Source organism: Olivibacter sp. SA151 (genome assembly GCF_054130995.1).
On record NZ_CP096391.1, the window covers coordinates 1671209 to 1687898 of the forward strand.

Sequence of the window (16690 nt, forward strand, 5' to 3'; positions counted from 1 at the left end):
AATAACTAAACCCTTTTAAGGATTCGTTCGTTAAAAACAAGCCAATTTGCTAGGAAGGGTAGTGGTAAGCCGATCATGCCTATCAAAATTAGGAGTTCTTTTATTGCATTACCTGCCTTAAACTCGCCCTTCGGAGTGCTGCTTAGTGGCACGATCAGGAAATTCATGATAATCCAAATCGAAAAGCCAAAAAAGATACCGGATAACACTTTATATTTCGATATAATCGGAAGCCGATGGTATATTACACAAAAAACTATCGTAAATGAAAGCGCAATACCGTAGTGTAGAAATAATCCGAGGAGAATTGCCGGCATTCCTGTTAAAAAAGCTTCTGAACCAAGTACCCCACTTGCAATATACTTGAAAATAAACAGCGGGTTCTTTCCCGTTTCTAAATAGTATTTTATGAAGGCTGCAGTTATATCCAACGTTCCTACAATTAACCCGACGATAAAAATTCGTACGACCACAGGTAATAACCGTAAATCAGATTGATTTTTCATTGCTATAAATTTGTTTCAATGACCATAAAGGCTTGTCTATTACAAGCAGGCACCGGATTTATTGAGAGAACAGTTGACTTAAATAATATAATGATGATTTCATAACCGGTTATTAACGTAGTGCAAGTGGCAACATCTACACAAAAGAACAAAATTTTGTTTACATTTTGCATTTCCGCACCATTGTTATCGCATTCTATCAACCGAAAAAGAATACAAAACATAAGCGCAGAGATTACTTGGTGTTAAATTACTTTATGTTCTCCCATGGTAATTTGTCCTGGATAAAATAGCGTCATCTCCATTAATAAATGCGCATTAATAAGCGTCCTCATTATTTCTATAAAATCTACGGAATATCAAAAGAATATCTATATTTGTCTACTTATTCTATAGATTTTATTATGTTTAAACAAAAGCTACTTTTCCTTTTTCTAATCACACTAATCTCGCAGTTTGTTTTTGCACAGCAAACGGTCACGGGAATTGTTAAAGATGCCAATGATGTGGCTATTCTTGGTGCAACAGTATTAATAAAGGGTACTAATTTAAAAGCTGTTACTGACGTTAATGGTGAATTCACCATTCAAGGGACAACAACTTTGCCGTTTACACTTTCTGTCAGTTCCGTAGGATTCAGAACAAAAGAAGTGCAGGTCCAACAGGCGAGTGGAAACAAGTTCAATATTGTATTACTTGCCGATGATTTCCAGCTTTCAGAAGTTGCCGTAACGGCTAGGCGTCGTACAGAACGTGTGCAAAATGTTCCCATTCCTATTTCTGTTGTCGGCGGAGCTCGTGTTGAAAATGCAGGTGCATTCAATGTTAATCGTCTAAAAGAATTGGTGCCAGCGGTGCAATTATATTCATCTAATCCTAGAAATACGACTTTGAATATTAGGGGGTTAGGTTCGACGTTTGGACTTACGAATGATGGCATAGACCCCGGTGTAGGTTTTTACGTCGATGGCGTCTACTTTGCACGCCCAGCAGCAACTACACTCGATTTTATTGATGTTGAGCGAATAGAGGTGCTGCGAGGTCCCCAAGGTACGCTATTTGGAAAGAATACGACAGCAGGAGCTTTCAACATCACTACTCGTAAACCTAGCTTTACACCGGAGGTTAATTTCGAAGCGAGCTATGGAAATTTTGGTTATGTCCAGGCAAAAAGCTCCGTTACCGGTCCCCTGACGAAAAATTTGGCAGCCCGAGTTTCTTTTTCCGGTACGCAGCGCGATGGTGTATTATATAACGTCGCTACCGATCAAAACGTAAATGATCTTAATAATTTAGGCTTTCGAGGACAATTACTTTATGCACCTTCCAATAACGTCAATATTCTATTTGCGGGTGATGTGTCAAGACAGCGTCCCAATGGTTATGCCCAAGTTGTCGCCGGGGTAGTTCCTACACAAAGAGCAGCTTATCGGCAATTTGAACAAATTATTGCCGATCTGGGATATAATCTACCAAGCCGTAATCCTTTTGATAGAAAAATAGACCACGACACACCTTGGCGATCAGATAATGACTTAGGAGGTGTTTCTTTGAATGCAGATATTAAAATCGGATCAGGTACATTGACTTCAACGACCGCGTGGCGATATTGGAACTGGAATCCCTCAAACGATCGCGATTTTACAGGGCTCCCAGTTTTATCGCTCTCACAAGCGCCTTCCAAACATCAACAATGGTCGCAGGAAATTCGCTATGCCGGTGATCTTTCATCCCGTCTAAGTGGAGTGTTTGGTGTTTATGCGATCGGACAACGATTGAAGACAGATCCATACCATACGGAGGAATCAGGTGCAGCGCAATGGCGGTTCTCGCAAAATTCAACGAGTGATTTATGGGCCACACCGGGATTGCTCGATGGATACGGTATTCGGACATATTCAAAGCTTACGTCTTTTAGTGGGGCAGTATTTGGCCAGCTCGACTGGTCGATCACAGACCAAATACATCTATTGCCAGGACTGAGGTTTAATTACGATGACAAAAAAGTAGATTTCAACCGCCAAACTTATGGAGGGCTTCAAACCGATGACCCAGCCCTTTTGGCAATTAAAAGAGCAGTTTATACGGATCAGGTATTTAACGCAAATACCGATAATACGAATCTTTCCGGCCAACTAACCCTAGCGTATAAACCCAATGATCGTATCAATTCTTACGCTACTTTCTCAACTAACTACAAACCGGTAGGACTTAACCTCGGGGGGTTACCTACTAATAACGGTGAGCCAATGCTGGAACTGGCAAAAATTAAACCGGAATATGTTACACATTACGAAATTGGGATAAAAACTACTCCTTTGGACAATGCTACTTTAAATTTTTCTGTTTATAATACAGATATCAAAGATTTTCAAACGCAAGTGCAAACCGCGGAAGTAGGCGTAAATCGTGGTTATTTAGCAAACGCAGAAAAAGTGAGGGTACGCGGAGCAGAGCTTGATGGTAATGTGTTTATTGGCAACGTTTTTTCATTATATGGAGCGCTCTCGTATACCGACGGTAAGTACATTTCCTTTAAAAATGCACCTGTTCCGTTAGAAGAAACGGGCGGAGAGTCTGCCTTCAAGGATATTTCAGGCGGCAAGCTGCCTGGAATTTCAAAATGGGCGGGATCTTTAGGTGGACAAGTTGACATTCCGGGTAAATTCCTTACTTTAGGCGGGAGCTACTTTTTCGCGATTGATTCTTATTTTCGTTCTTCATTTTCATCGAGCCCGTCTCCATCTCAATATTTAAATGTGGACGGTTATCTTTTACTGAACGCGCGACTCGGGTTTCAAGCGAGTCAAAGTGTATCGTTCTTTATCTGGAGTAGAAACTTGCTAGATAAAGATTACTTCGAGCAATTGCTTCCCGCTGCAGGCAATGCTGGTCACTATGCTGCTGTGCTGGGTGACCCACGTACATTTGGAGCGACTATTCGTTACAGTTTTGGTAGAACGGTACGATAGGTTTACCGATCTGAAATAAAAAGGGGCTTGATAGTTGACTCAAGGCCCTTTTTTCTTATTGGGGGCTGATCGTCGCTAAAACCGATATGGTATCCGGTATCTGTTTCCGATAACCTACTACCAATTTAATTCGCATCTTTTGAAAAAAACTCACTGTCTATAACTTGCTCATAGCCTTACTATAACGGAAAATTATCCGATATTTACATTTAGAATATACCAATATCTTGACTATGTTAATAAAAAAGTAAAACTTTCAAAAAAAAGATATTTTATTCGATGAGAATTTTAAACCATTGGCTACCTTTGGAACCAATAATTTTAACCACAGGTAATTTAGAGAAGCAGTAATAAGTTGTATCCGTCCGCAAACTTACTTTAAATACTTGTTTTACATGAAAAAAAATAATATATTTTAACTAATGGAACATAAAATAAAAGTCGCAATCCTGGGTGTAGGAAATTGCGCAAGCTCATTGGTACAAGGTGTTGAGTATTATACTAACCACCCCGATCAAAAATCTGGCTTAATGACAGATGACATTGGAGGATATCGTGCTGCTGACATTGAATTTGTTTGCGGATTTGATGTCGACGAGCGGAAAATCGGAAAAACTTTGAAAGATGCTATTTTTGAGAAACCAAATTGTACAATGGTTTTATATGATCAAATCAGCTCCAATGCACCCATATATCCATCCGTTGTTCTTGATGGTGTTTCACCAATGATGGCTTCCTACCCGGAGGCGCAAAGATTCAAAGTTGCGGAATCATTGAAAGCCACAGATATGCTCGATAGTAGCTCAACATATGACAAAGGTCTTGTTGAAGTCTTCCGTGAGCAGATAATTAACCAGCTAAAGGCGCATCAGGTTGAGATTCTGATCAATTATCTGCCTGTTGGTTCACAAATTGCCACGGAATTTTTTGCAGAAATTTGTTTAGAGCTAGGCATTTCACTTGTAAATTGTATTCCGGTATTTATTGCTTCTGATCCTGCCTGGGAGCAAAGATTTATTGATGCAGGCATTCCGATTATTGGAGATGATATGAGAAGCCAATTCGGAGCGAGTATTTTATCGCAAATGCTGCAAGAACTTGCGTTTGCGCGCGGACATCACGTAAAAGCCCATATTCAAAGAAATATTGGAGGGAATACCGATTTTTTGAATATGGAAGACAAGAATCGCTTGAAATCGAAGAAGATTTCCAAAGAGAATGTTATTAGAGCACAAAACGATATCAGGAACATATCTACTGAGAATAGCTTTTTGCACGCAGGGCCATCGGAGTATATTGCTTATTATGGAGACAACAAAGTGGCCAATTTTAGGTTAGAACTCGAAGGGTTTATGGGGGCACCGGTGATATTAGACGCACAATTATCTGTTCAGGATTCTCCAAATTCCGCTGGCGTCGTAATTGATGCTATACGATATGTATATGTAGCTAGGGAATTGGGAATCGTCGGAGCATTACGTGGGCCGTCTGCCGCAACTCAGAAAACTCCTCCTGAACAAATGATGTTCAGCCAAGCTTTGGAGGAATGTCATGCTTTAGCAAAACGCGAATTGACAACTTCTACAAGGAGTCAGCTTAAAAATACCCAATTGGTTACGGAGTAAATCTTTCGTAAACTAGACAGGAAACGGCAAGTGCATGAATAAGTACGTGCCGTTTTTTTATAGGATTCTAGGATAATTCACGAAAGCTTCCTCTTTTCGCAATGCTACTTTCGGGAGGAAACACCATACTTCTAATAGATGTTGTTAAAATTGTTCTAAAGACGGTGAAATAGATGTATATTCCGAAAAATTTTGTATTTAAACACCAAGATGCCTTACTGGAGTTTATAAAAGCGAACAGTTTTGGTCTTATCATAAATGGGAATGAGCAGATGGTTCCGGTGGCAACGCACTTACCCTTCGCCATTGAACACCAAAACGGACAATTAATATTAAAGTCGCATTTTGCCAAAGCGAATACGCAATGGAAGTCGATAGAAGAAAAGAGTGTTTTAGTGGTGTTTTCGGGGCCGCATGCTTATATTTCGCCTAAAAATTATGAAAAGATAGAAAGCGTCCCGACGTGGAATTATGTTGCGGTTCATGTTTATGGAACCGTTAGTTTAATATGGGAGCGGGAAGAAATATTACGGGTACTTAATGCTACTATCAATTTCTATGATAAGGACTATAATGAGCAATGGAAATCGTTGCCAAAGGAATATATCGACCGAATGATTAAGGGCATTGTTGCGTTTAAATTAGAAGTATCGAATATTCAAGGAGTTAAAAAGCTAAGTCAGAATAAAACGCGTTTGGAACGGGAAAAAATCATTAATGACTTACAGTCCGATAGCGATTTAAGTGATCAGCAGTTAGCAATGTATATGCGGAAGGAGTTGTAAATACGATTGATCTTATCTTAAATACATTCAGCATTAATGCCACCATCCATTTACTTTTCTAATTAGGACGATTTGTCCGACATGATACGCATTGTGATCTAAAATCAACAAGGCCTCATTAAACACGCTTTGCCCCGTACCGTGATCAAAGCGTTTAAAAATTTCCATGCTTTCTCGTATTAATTCGATGAAGGCCTGCTGATCTTCCCGAATTTTATCCTGCGTTTGCTTCCACTCCAAGCTATTTTTTGGACTACTCTGTTTAGGCCAGTAACCTGAGGGCCAGTCAGGAGACCGGTAACTCGGATTGCGACAAAATTCCAATATATCAAATTGAGAAATACGAATATGTTCTGTTAGCTGCCAAATATTATAAGGAAAAGTTTCGTTTTTTTGTCCGGCCTGCTCCCAAGAAAGCCCATGTATTGCGTCGAAGAGGTCAACATGTGCGCCACTCGTTACAAAACGATCTAATAACTGCTCTTTTACTTGCGCGACGATATTATTTGTTGAGATTTCCATGCACATAAAAGAATTTAGATGCCGATTTTGTTTTAAGGAATTGCAAAATGTTAAAACCTGCCACGAATTTTTGCCAGCAGGCAACTTGAAAAAGTAAGAAAGCGGCTTGCTTTCAGGCAGAACTAAGATACATGAGCAGCTCTACTCTTAACCTCGGGAAAAAAATGAATTGATTTGTATGATTTTGTTTTTTATCTTTGCAACTAAGATATTTAGTTGCTAATATATTTTGAAATGACCGATAGAACGAAAGAGCAGCAAGCTCAAAACTTTAGATCCCTCAGCAGGAAGTATTCAGACACCTCTATATTAATGCACGAAGCGATTGCTCGTGAAATAGGATTATCGGGTACAGATCATAAATACTTAGGTTTTATAATACAAAATGGAGAAATGACTGCCGGTGAGCTTTCCAGATTAACAGGTCTGACAACAGGGGCTGTCACAGGCTTGGTAGATCGGCTGGAGAAAAAAAAATTAGTCAAAAGGAAGTTTGATAGCGAGGATAGACGCAAAGTAATTATTGTGCCGAACACCAAAAATACCTTAAAGCTATTAAATCCCTTTTTTGATAAATTAAATGAAAAAACATCTAAGCTGGTGAATTCCTTTTCCGATCAAGAAATCACCGTACTTGAAAAGTATTTTACTTCTGCCATTGATATTATGAATGAAATGATTGAACAGTTAAGAAAACAATAAATATGGAATACGGCGCAAATTATATTGTAAGGGCTGAGACATGGCTCTTCATTACGACACTTGTTTACTTTCTGATGAATGGGGCGCAAATTTTTGAAACTGCAGTGATTGTTCCTAAATGGACAGCTTCACCACCTGAATCCTTTCAGTTACTGGGAGGAAGGTATGGCCTAAACTTAAAGACTTTCTGGATTGTTGTCCATACCATTCACGAGATCACCTTTGTAGTGGCACTCATTTTTTGTTGGAAAATAATGCCCATTAGAAATTGGTTGCTGCTTCTTTTCTTCTTGCATATGGCAGTCAGAGCTTGGACACTGATGTATTTTGCACCTAACATTATGACATTCCAAGATGTTGCCAATGGAGCTGCTTCAGAAACCGATTTGTTGGATAGGGCAAATCTTTGGCGAACACTTAACTATATTCGCGTAAGCATTTTTATTTTGATATCATGTGGTTTAATACCATTGTGTATATCCATTATAAATATGAAAACTCGATAAAGCGCTTTTTATTATTTATCCCAATCTCTCTTGAATTTATTTTTGAGGTAGGTTCGTACTGGAAGATCCAGTACGCGAAAAACGAAATAGGCGAAAATGATTATAGTGATGACTGCTAAAAGTACAATGATACGTAATTGAGACCAAGTTGGATGGGACTGTTCCACATAGCTCATAAATATCCAGATAAACGGATAATGAATCATATAAAGCGGATAGGAAATATCTCCCAAAAATTTGCAGATATTATTGGAAGATGATGGAACATTAACTCCTACACCGAGCACAATTAAGAAAGGAAAGTAGAAGGTCACAATAAACGGATCCAACACCCAATTGATTTTTTCAGAAAAAGGAATAAAGAAAGTAATTGCGAGTAAGCTTCCAAGCAAGATAAATCCTAATCTATTTTTGATGACCCAGTTAGAACGATAAACTAGCATGCCTACTAAGAAAGAGTAAGAGATACGGATACCGCCACCTCGAATATTGTCTGCTCCCCATCCCCCACCCAAGTAGTTTGATCGATAGGCTTCGTAACATAGCGCAAGAGCTGCAATGCCGGTGAGACACCACAGTATCTTGTTACGGAATTTATAAAGGAATAAAGCGTAGGAAATATTCGCAATATATTCCCAAAATAATGACCAGGTGGGTGGGTTTAAATGAAATAAATTAAAGTATCTTTCCGGCACTGTAGGATATGGGATTAATAAGGAAGAGCTTGCAAACATGAGCGCAATCTGAATGAGGCTAAATTCTTTATACAGATCGCTGAAGGGATCATACAAAAAACCAAGTAAACCGATGATCGAGCCGATAATAACGAGCGGGTGCAAGCGTATGAGCCTTAGTTTAAGAAACGAAATAAAGCCGATGCTATCCATCTTATTATCGTAGGCGTATGCAATCACAAAGCCTGATAAACAAAAGAAGAAATCAACCGCTAAGTAGCTATGTGCTATAAAATTATCGTGATAGTCCGGAGTAGCTATTTCCATGAAGTGAAATATGAGCACTGCTATTGCGGCGATTCCCCTTAATCCGTCCAGAATCTCAAGATGCTGCTTTGTCTTTAAAAGGCTAAAATTCGGTTTTGTTTTATACATGTTTAATCGGTGGAAACTCGCAGGACATTCAAAGAAATATCTTTCCTAAAGCATCTCACAAATAAAGTCAAAAAATGGATGACTATCGTGAACGTCTGTCTCAGTTTTTCTAAATTTCGTCTCATCCGATTTGCTTTTTCTAATTTGAAAATATATGGCTCTATCATCGATAGATTGTCTCTGAACTTATTAGGCTAGTTGTTTTCTGAAGCGGAAATTATCATCTTTTTTATTCTTTAGGTTATATTTCTTTTTTATTAAAAATTGCCCAAAAAAGCGCCTTTTTTTGTATCTTTATAAGATAAAATATAACCCCGGTATAACAAAAGAGAAGACGTTGTACAGAAGTTTTTTACCTTTTTTTAGTTTGAATGTTCTTTAAATTATTTGTCACTTTCACTAGAATCGGTTTGTTTACAATTGGTGGTGGATATGCAGTTATCCCGTTAATAGAACGGGATATTGTGTCCCGAGGTTGGCTGTCTAAGGAAGAATTTTATGAATTGCTATCCATTACGGAATCTTTACCAGGTGTTTTTGCTACTAACATTGCTGCACTTGTAGGTTATAAAATAAACGGGCTAAAGGGTGGTGCGATAGCCGCATTAGGAACTATTGTAGCGCCCTTTGCAATCATCATTATGATAGCTGCTTTTTTTAGTAGATTTCAGGAAAATATATGGGTCACAAAAGCATTCAAAGCCCTGCGTCCAGCGGTGGTCGCACTTATTGTGGCGCCTTGTTTCTCGGCGATAAAAGCTAATAAACTTACTTATAAGACAGCGATTATACCTATTGTGGCATTACTCATAATGTGGCAAGGACATGTATCGCCAATTTTCATTGTTGTTTTTGGCTGTATTGCCGGAATAATCTATAATATTTTCAAAGAAAAAAATAAGAGGAGATAGGGTGATTTTTTTTAGACTATTTTGGGTGTTTACAAAGATTGGTGTTTTTGGCTTCGGAGGTGGTTATGCCATGCTCTCATTGATTCAGGACGAAGTTGTGGAAAAAAACAATTGGATGACGAAACAGCAATTTACCGATCTAATAGCGGTATCTCAAATGACGCCCGGACCAATTGGGATAAATACAGCGACCTATGCCGGATATACAGCCCTTGAAAATTCGGGAAGCTCTCCCTTTGTGTCTATTTTGGGGTCAGTCGTAGCCACCTTCTCTTTATGCTTACCTTCGTTTATTCTGATTATCTTAATATCTTACTTTTTTAGTCGTTTTCGAAGCAATAAATATTTTGCCTGGGCCATGACTGGAGTTCGGTTATTAAGCGTTGCATTAATAGGACTTGCAGCGGTGTCTTTAATGAACCACGAAAACTTTATAGATTACTTCAGTCCTTTACTGTTTCTGGGGGCACTGTTCCTATCTGTTCGATATAAATTACATCCGGTTTTTGTAATAGCCGTTGCAGCGGTTATAGGAATCTTTATATATTAATCATTGAGGAAATACTTTGTGTTTTGGGCTTTAACTACGCTATCGCATCCACTTGCTGCATTAGATGAATTTATTAAAACCTTGCACATAAATTACTAATTTAGCATAGTTATATTTATAAAAATGAAACAGATATTTCAACATGGCCCGATAAGTCCATCATTCATCTCAGAAAGCATTGCCAAACATGCCACGAAAACAGAAATAGGGGCTCATAATATTTTTTTAGGTCAGGTACGAGCTGATTTAATTGATGGAAAGGAAGTTGTTGCCATAGCATATACTGCTTATGAAGAAATGGCATTGGAAAAAATGCACAATATCCGTGAAGAGATTTTCGACAAGTATGCGTTGACGTGTATGCACGTACACCATAGCTTAGGCGTTGTGAAGACGGGAGAAATTTGCCTTTTTGTATTCACTTCTTCACAGCACCGTAAGGCAGCAATTGAAGCATGTACGGAAGTAGTTGAGAGAATCAAGATCGAATTACCCATTTGGGGTAAAGAACTGTTCGACGATCAGAAATATCAGTGGAAGATAAACCAATAGGCAGCGTAAATTCTATGTTTAGCTAATTCAAGTTTTTCAAGGTGCGTTTAGTGCTACCTATCAACTGTATCAGCTAATAATAAGTCAATTTTCCGACTTGCACGTTTTACGATCCACATAGTATGTTTATTATTAGACGTTGCCCATCTTCTAAGTAAAGGCATGGTAGCATCCTTATCTACTTTCAGCCAATCGGTTAGATGGTTAGCAACAGATTTTTTCACAAACAAGACAGGGTCTTCTTTTAATATTTCCAGAATTTTAAAAACTTTTTCAGGACAATGATTAAAGGTGTCTAATCTTGTAGCCCATGGTAGTTTTGGGCGCAATCCTTCCGATGCCAAGCGCCGCAAGTGAAAATTGTCAGATTGCGCCCACTTTTCCATTATTTGCAACGTATGTGCAGGGAAGTTTCTTATAAAGGGACGTATCGCATATTCTCCTGTGTTTCTTTTGGTTATCTCGGCAATTGCTCGCATAGAAACATTGTAATCTGATAAGCCGTACTTTTCTACATATTTACCGATGGGTAAAACCCAGTAAAAATTGGTGAACATTCCCGTCTCCTTCGGATTTTCTTCTCCTAATATGGAAAGTAGTATATGAATAGCTTCTTTGTATGCAAACGGTAAATGAATATCTAACAAATCAGCAATCACCTCCACCCGTTGGGTATAAGTTTTGCCCTTTGTGCTGACAGCAACCTCTTTAATAAAAGCCGCTGATTGAAAGTCAGTATATCGTTTTACTATCTTTTCTGCTAGAAGACATGCTAAATCTTCTCCAAATTTGTCTGTAATACTATAACTAGTTCCCATATTGTCTAAAGTATTTCTTGTCTACCAAGGCGAAAACAACTGCTGTACAACTTTTCCGACAGCTAAGTTAAGATAGCTCATGTGAATCTAATTGTAAAAATCGGACACTTGTTAGAAAACAAATTATTGCTTGGTTCTTTTAGATTTGCTATCTTGTACGTACTTAGTCAGTTATATGCTAAATAAACCAGAACGCCTTTAAGTAAACCAAAATGAAAAGAAAAGATTTTATTAAAAACACCCTAATCGGGGCGGTTGGTATTACCATATTGCCGAGGCATGTATTGGGCGGTCAGGGCTTTTTAGCGCCCAGCGATCGGATCAATTTAGGTTATATAGGAACCGGAAAACAGAATAGTTACTTACTTAAGGCTATCGCTAAATGTCCGGAGACTATGGTACTAGCCGCCAGCGATGTGGATAAGCAGAAGTTACAACGTTTTGTTCAAGCTGCTATTGTCGAAAATAAAAAGAAGGCAGCAGCAGAAGTAGCAGCCTACAGACAGTATCGCGAGCTGTTAGATAGGAAAGATATTGACGCGGTTGTGATTGCTTCTCCGGATCATTGGCACGCCCAAATGGTTGTAGATGCGGCAAAAGCCGGAAAAGATATTTATTGTGAAAAACCTCTTTCCTTAACCATTGCGGAAGGCAGAGCGATGGTAGATGCCGTTGGTAAGTATAAAAGAGTTTTTCAAACCGGAAGTATGCAAAGATCTCAACAATATTTCAGAGATGCCGTGAATTTGGTAAGAAATGGCTGTATCGGAGAGATTAAAGAGATCAACGTTTCGATTGGTGGACCTGTCAGGGCATGCGATTTACCAACTTTGCCGACACCGGATTATTTGGACTGGGATAACTGGATTGGCCCTTCCTTGTATCGGGGGTACCATCCCACACTTTCGCCACCTTTAGGTGATGAAAGCTGGGCCGGCTGGCGAAATTACCACGGCTTTGGTGGCGGTTATGTAACGGATTGGGGCGCTCATATGTTCGATATTGTCCAGTGGGCTCTGGATATGGACCGATCGGGGCCTGTAGAGTTTGTGCCTCCACAACAACCGCTCGCACAAGAGGGTTTGTATTTTAAATATGCGAACGGCGTTCAGGTAAATCATAAAAGATGGATAGAAGGTAATGCAATACAATTCGTAGGTACCAATGGGACGATTGAAGTGGCAAGAGAATTCCTTCGTTCAAAACCCGAGCCGCTAGCCAAAATCACACTTAAGGCGAGCGATAAGAAAGTATACCATAGTGAAAATCACTATCAAGATTGGATTAATGCTGTTAAGGCCAGAAAGCAACCTATTGTGGATGTAGAAACAGGGCATCGCACAGCAACAGTTTGCAATGCAGTGAATATTGCTTATGAATTACAGAAGTCTTTACAGTGGGATCCTAAGAAGGAAATATTTGATAATGCCTATGCAAATGGAATGTTGTCAAGACCATATCGAGGAAACTGGGATTTTAACGATTTTTAACTGGAACATTAATCTGTTACGGGCTTCGGAAAAAGAACTTTGGCTCCACCATTTATGTCGTTCATATTATAAGGTTTTAGGTATAAATTAAACTCATCGTAATTCATTGATTCGGAAATCACTATTCGTGTCAAAATATTGATAAAGAGAACAATAAGAAGAAAAATATGTTGCTGTGGATAGAAGTTGAAAAGAATCAATATGGAAACTAACATCATCATTATTACATTAGTAAGTATTGCTATAATAGCAATACTTATATGGTTCCTTCGGAAAAATCGAAGAGATCGGAAAGATATGGAGAGGACCATCCATTTACGAGACGTCAACCCTGAAAAACATAAAGATGAGCAGGTTTAGCAGCGTTCTTTTTTTGTCGTAGACGCCCCCTTCCTTTGCCGTAATCACTACTGTTTTGTAACAGGTAATTTACTATTTTTGTTAAGCTTAATGGCAAATAAAATATGTCCGTGATTAAACAAATTAGAAGTGGACAAATGCCGATAAATTATAAATTAGTCAATATGAAAATTGTAAAAACTATTCTCTGCGTGTTATTTGGCTTGATGTTCATCAACGCCGGATTGGACAAATTTTTTCACTACATGCCCGTTCCGCCAATGGAAGGTGAGATGTTGAAGGTCGGACAGGCCTTTATGCAGATTAAGTGGTTATTCCCTTTAATAGGTGCCATAGAAGTAATAGGCGGATTGTTGTTTATCCTGCCCAGGACAAGAGCTCTTGGAGCCATTGTGATTCTTCCTGTTATGGTAGGTGTCATATTACACAATGCCGTCTATATGCCGTCTGGATTGGCGATTGCCGGTGTTATGTTTTTAATAAATCTTTGGGTGATTTTTGATAATTGGAAAAAATACCAGGTTCTTGTAAGTGAATAACTTCAGAACAATAGCGAATTTTACTGATTATTATTCTAAGAAAAATTTTAGAAACAGATCAAACAGGTGGCATTCCTTCAAATGAAGCCACTTGTTTATTTTTTCTAAAGAGTAGCATTTACAAGACATTTTTCGTCATTCAGTAAACGGCAACCTAAAATATGATATTAATAATTAGACCTTAATAATGAAAACGAAAACCTATGCCTTATTTATGTTAATTTTATTAGTTACTTATTTGGGGTTTAGCTGCAAAAAAGCAGAAAGAAGCCCATGTGAAGGTTTGTTAAACGAATCACAGCCAAAACAAATTGGATTTGTGTTCGTTAACAAACAGACTGGTGAAAACATTATTATAGCTAATAAGCTGGATACCGCAGTTATTAAAATAACATCTGCGAATATCGTAAAGTCATATCCCAAAATGATTATTAACAACGATAGAAATCCATTAAATGGTACACTTATATTGATTATTCCGGAGACAGGAGAAGGAGATTACCCATTTAGCATTGACGTAGCTAATTTCGGGAGGGTGGAATTGTCCTATTCTATTAACCAAATAAAAAGTAATGACATATGTAAGCCCTATTACTATTCCATGAGTAGTATTGAGGTTAAAAGTCACCCTTTTGAATATTTCGAAAACGAGCATATACTTGGTAGAAAAAATCTGCTAAAAATACTATTGTAAGATTTAGATGGTCTGTTGGTATTTCATTGTGCGTTAGGCTTATTTCACCACAAACAACCGGGTTGATGCCGAAAAAAAATTCCCTGTCCTGAATCATCGTTCCCCTATTGACCCTACCACTTTGGTTGGCGAATATGTCATTGAGATTGAAGAGGTGCGAGAATGGAAGTGTGTAAATAGGAGGTGGTATATGACGCGGAACCTTTAAAAGTATGAAATTGTAGCTTGTTTATAGTAATGGGCTGTTTTGAAGGTTGAATCCTGAAAAGAACAGTCTTTGTAAATATACTTTACAGAAATAAATCTCCTTTATAAGAGACCCCGTTGTCATTTCATATTTTTTCAATACTTTTATGCCGTTGACCTTGAGTCGAGAGCCAAAAAACGTTTACGGAAATATTCATTAACCATTTAAATATATATGTTAGTAATCAATAATTTTGAGGAGTATCAATCGCATGTGGGAGAGGAACTTGGTGTTTCCGATTGGCATAAAATAGATCAATCGCAAATTGACAAGTTCGCCGACGCGACATTAGATCATCAATGGATACATGTAGATAAGGAGCGAGCCGAAAGTGAGGGGCCGTTCAAAAGTACCATTGCTCATGGTTATTTAACACTGTCATTAATTCCATATTTATGGAAGCAGATTGCGGATGTACGGAATATTAAAATGGAAATAAATTATGGTATAGAAAACCTGAAGTTTGGACAGCCGGTCTTAGTAGATAATGAAGTTCAGTTAAAAGCAAAACTTGTTTCCGCTGTTAATTTGAGAGGTGTTACCAAAGTTGTTATTGAAGCCACGCTCGCTATTAAAGATCAACCCAAACCAGCGTATACGGGTAATGTAGTATTCTTATACCATTTTATATAGCCCCTTGCGGTTGAGAGGGCAAATGAAGATCGGCCTTACTTTACCGGAAGTCCGTTATATCTATTAGTTGGCAGAAATTGTTGGTTTTTTGTCTTTTCTGACATGAATAAGGAATGGTAGCTTTGTCTAAAAAGATAAAGTTATGATTAAAGTTGCAATTAATGGGTTCGGTCGTATCGGTCGTTTAGCACTCCGTGAAATGGTGAATAATGATAAATTGGAAGTTGTTGCTATTAATGATTTAGCAGATCCTTCTATGTTATCTTACTTGCTGAAATACGATTCCATACATGGAAGGTTTGAAAAAGATGTTGATTACACTACAGATGCCCTTGTTGTTGATGGAAAGAAAATCACGGTGTACACGGAGCGTGAGCCATCAAAGCTGCCATGGAGAGATGATAATATTGATGTGGTATTGGAATGCACAGGAATTTTCGAATCCAAAGAGAGAGCAAAGGCGCACTTGGAGGCGGGGGCTAAAAAAGTGATTATTTCCGCACCATCTGATAAAGACGTTAAGACAATCGTCTATAATGTAAATCACCAGCTGCTTAACGCCAGCGACAAACTAATCAGTTGTGCTTCTTGTACAACGAATTGCTTGGCACCGATGGCTAAAGTACTGAATGATAATTTTAGCATTATTGCCGGCCAAATGACAACCATTCATGCTTATACCAACTCACAACCCTTAATGGATACCCCGGATCCAAAAGGAAATTATCGTAAATCGAGAGCAGCGGGGGACAGTATCATTCCCTATACCACGGGAGCAGCAAAAGCGATAGGCCTAGTGATCCCTGAATTAGAGGGAAAACTTGATGGTTCGTCCCAACGGGTTCCTGTCCATGCAGGATCCGTTGTTGAATTGTTTACCATACTTGAGAAAGAAACGAGTGCAAAAGAAATCAATACAACGATGCGAGCCGCAGCTAATGAATCATACGGATATACAGAAGATTTCATTGTCTCGGCAGATACACTAGGCATACGTTATGGTTCGCTTTTCGATGCTACCCAAACAAAGATTGTAACGGTTGGCGACAAACAGTTAGTAAAAACTGTTTCTTGGTATGATAATGAAATGTCTTTTGTATCGCAAATGGTTCGCACGGTGGCCTATTTCGGTTCCTTATAGAACTTTTGTGTCTCAGCGGGGACTGACT

18 protein-coding genes are annotated in these 16690 nt (G+C 38.6%); 14 read left to right on the plus strand and 4 right to left on the minus strand.

Annotated elements, in window-relative coordinates; genetic code table 11:
- Nucleotides 1–5: 5 nt before the first annotated feature.
- On the minus strand, nucleotides 6–506 hold the full coding sequence (locus M1D52_RS06595) for a hypothetical protein (RefSeq protein ID WP_437391879.1): 501 nt from the start codon (nucleotides 504–506) through the stop codon (nucleotides 6–8).
- A gap of 404 nt (nucleotides 507–910) precedes the next feature.
- On the opposite strand from M1D52_RS06595, the gene M1D52_RS06600 reads away from it, so the two are divergent.
- The 3 genes from M1D52_RS06600 to M1D52_RS06610 all read left to right on the plus strand — a co-directional run bounded on the left by M1D52_RS06600 (nucleotide 911) and on the right by M1D52_RS06610 (nucleotide 5888).
- A complete protein-coding gene (locus M1D52_RS06600; protein ID WP_437391880.1) occupies nucleotides 911–3478 on the plus strand; it encodes a TonB-dependent receptor in 2568 nt (855 codons plus the stop codon).
- Between the two features lie 422 nt (nucleotides 3479–3900).
- Nucleotides 3901–5103 carry an inositol-3-phosphate synthase gene (locus M1D52_RS06605; RefSeq protein WP_013668292.1) on the plus strand — a complete coding sequence of 401 codons (1203 nt, stop codon included), beginning with the start codon at nucleotides 3901–3903 and terminating at the stop codon, nucleotides 5101–5103.
- A 173-nt stretch (nucleotides 5104–5276) separates the two neighbouring features.
- A complete protein-coding gene (locus M1D52_RS06610; protein WP_437391881.1) occupies nucleotides 5277–5888 on the plus strand; it encodes an FMN-binding negative transcriptional regulator in 612 nt (203 codons plus the stop codon).
- Nucleotides 5889–5921: 33 nt separating this feature from the next.
- Here the strand turns inward: M1D52_RS06610 and M1D52_RS06615 are convergent, their stop codons facing one another.
- Nucleotides 5922–6410, minus strand: a complete 489-nt coding sequence (locus M1D52_RS06615; protein ID WP_437391882.1) for a DinB family protein — start codon at nucleotides 6408–6410, stop codon at nucleotides 5922–5924.
- Between the two features lie 234 nt (nucleotides 6411–6644).
- On the opposite strand from M1D52_RS06615, the gene M1D52_RS06620 reads away from it, so the two are divergent.
- Nucleotides 6645–7112 carry a MarR family winged helix-turn-helix transcriptional regulator gene (locus M1D52_RS06620; RefSeq protein ID WP_013668289.1) on the plus strand — a complete coding sequence of 156 codons (468 nt, stop codon included), beginning with the start codon at nucleotides 6645–6647 and terminating at the stop codon, nucleotides 7110–7112.
- A 2-nt stretch (nucleotides 7113–7114) separates the two neighbouring features.
- Nucleotides 7115–7618, plus strand: a complete 504-nt coding sequence (locus M1D52_RS06625; RefSeq protein ID WP_013668288.1) for a hypothetical protein — start codon at nucleotides 7115–7117, stop codon at nucleotides 7616–7618.
- Between the two features lie 11 nt (nucleotides 7619–7629).
- On the opposite strand, the gene M1D52_RS06630 is transcribed toward M1D52_RS06625, so the two are convergent.
- The gene (locus M1D52_RS06630; protein ID WP_437391885.1) at nucleotides 7630–8727 is read right to left on the minus strand and encodes an acyltransferase family protein; all 1098 of its coding nucleotides are present in this window, start codon (nucleotides 8725–8727) and stop codon (nucleotides 7630–7632) included.
- A 371-nt stretch (nucleotides 8728–9098) separates the two neighbouring features.
- Here M1D52_RS06630 and M1D52_RS06635 point away from each other — a divergent pair, with 371 nt between their 5' ends.
- The 3 genes from M1D52_RS06635 (at nucleotide 9099) to M1D52_RS06645 (ending at nucleotide 10740) form a co-directional block, all read left to right on the plus strand.
- Entirely contained in the window at nucleotides 9099–9638 is a 540-nt protein-coding gene (locus M1D52_RS06635) for a chromate transporter (protein ID WP_289552288.1), read from the plus strand.
- 25 nt (nucleotides 9639–9663) lie between these two features.
- Nucleotides 9664–10188, plus strand: coding sequence for a chromate transporter (locus M1D52_RS06640; RefSeq protein WP_246860326.1), 525 nt, complete (start codon nucleotides 9664–9666; stop codon nucleotides 10186–10188).
- 123 nt (nucleotides 10189–10311) lie between these two features.
- A complete protein-coding gene (locus M1D52_RS06645) occupies nucleotides 10312–10740 on the plus strand; it encodes a molybdenum cofactor biosynthesis protein MoaE (RefSeq protein ID WP_130856524.1) in 429 nt (142 codons plus the stop codon).
- A gap of 53 nt (nucleotides 10741–10793) precedes the next feature.
- Here M1D52_RS06645 and M1D52_RS06650 read toward each other — a convergent pair whose 3' ends face one another.
- Nucleotides 10794–11558 carry a DNA alkylation repair protein gene (locus M1D52_RS06650; RefSeq protein ID WP_149106232.1) on the minus strand — a complete coding sequence of 255 codons (765 nt, stop codon included), beginning with the start codon at nucleotides 11556–11558 and terminating at the stop codon, nucleotides 10794–10796.
- Between the two features lie 212 nt (nucleotides 11559–11770).
- Between M1D52_RS06650 and M1D52_RS06655 the strand changes: the two genes are divergently transcribed.
- From M1D52_RS06655 to gap, 6 genes are all read left to right on the plus strand, one after another.
- The gene (locus tag M1D52_RS06655) at nucleotides 11771–13048 is read left to right on the plus strand and encodes a Gfo/Idh/MocA family protein (protein ID WP_437391887.1); all 1278 of its coding nucleotides are present in this window, start codon (nucleotides 11771–11773) and stop codon (nucleotides 13046–13048) included.
- 201 nt (nucleotides 13049–13249) lie between these two features.
- On the plus strand, nucleotides 13250–13408 hold the full coding sequence (locus M1D52_RS06660) for an LPXTG cell wall anchor domain-containing protein (RefSeq protein ID WP_013668280.1): 159 nt from the start codon (nucleotides 13250–13252) through the stop codon (nucleotides 13406–13408).
- Nucleotides 13409–13572: 164 nt separating this feature from the next.
- On the plus strand, nucleotides 13573–13947 hold the full coding sequence (locus M1D52_RS06665; RefSeq protein ID WP_041388762.1) for a DoxX family protein: 375 nt from the start codon (nucleotides 13573–13575) through the stop codon (nucleotides 13945–13947).
- Nucleotides 13948–14134: 187 nt separating this feature from the next.
- Entirely contained in the window at nucleotides 14135–14641 is a 507-nt protein-coding gene (locus M1D52_RS06670) for a hypothetical protein (RefSeq protein ID WP_437364622.1), read from the plus strand.
- Between the two features lie 421 nt (nucleotides 14642–15062).
- The gene (locus tag M1D52_RS06675; RefSeq protein ID WP_130856527.1) at nucleotides 15063–15521 is read left to right on the plus strand and encodes a MaoC family dehydratase; all 459 of its coding nucleotides are present in this window, start codon (nucleotides 15063–15065) and stop codon (nucleotides 15519–15521) included.
- Between the two features lie 142 nt (nucleotides 15522–15663).
- Nucleotides 15664–16662, plus strand: a complete 999-nt coding sequence (gene gap, locus M1D52_RS06680) for a type I glyceraldehyde-3-phosphate dehydrogenase (protein WP_013668276.1) — start codon at nucleotides 15664–15666, stop codon at nucleotides 16660–16662.
- Nucleotides 16663–16690 lie beyond the last annotated feature (28 nt).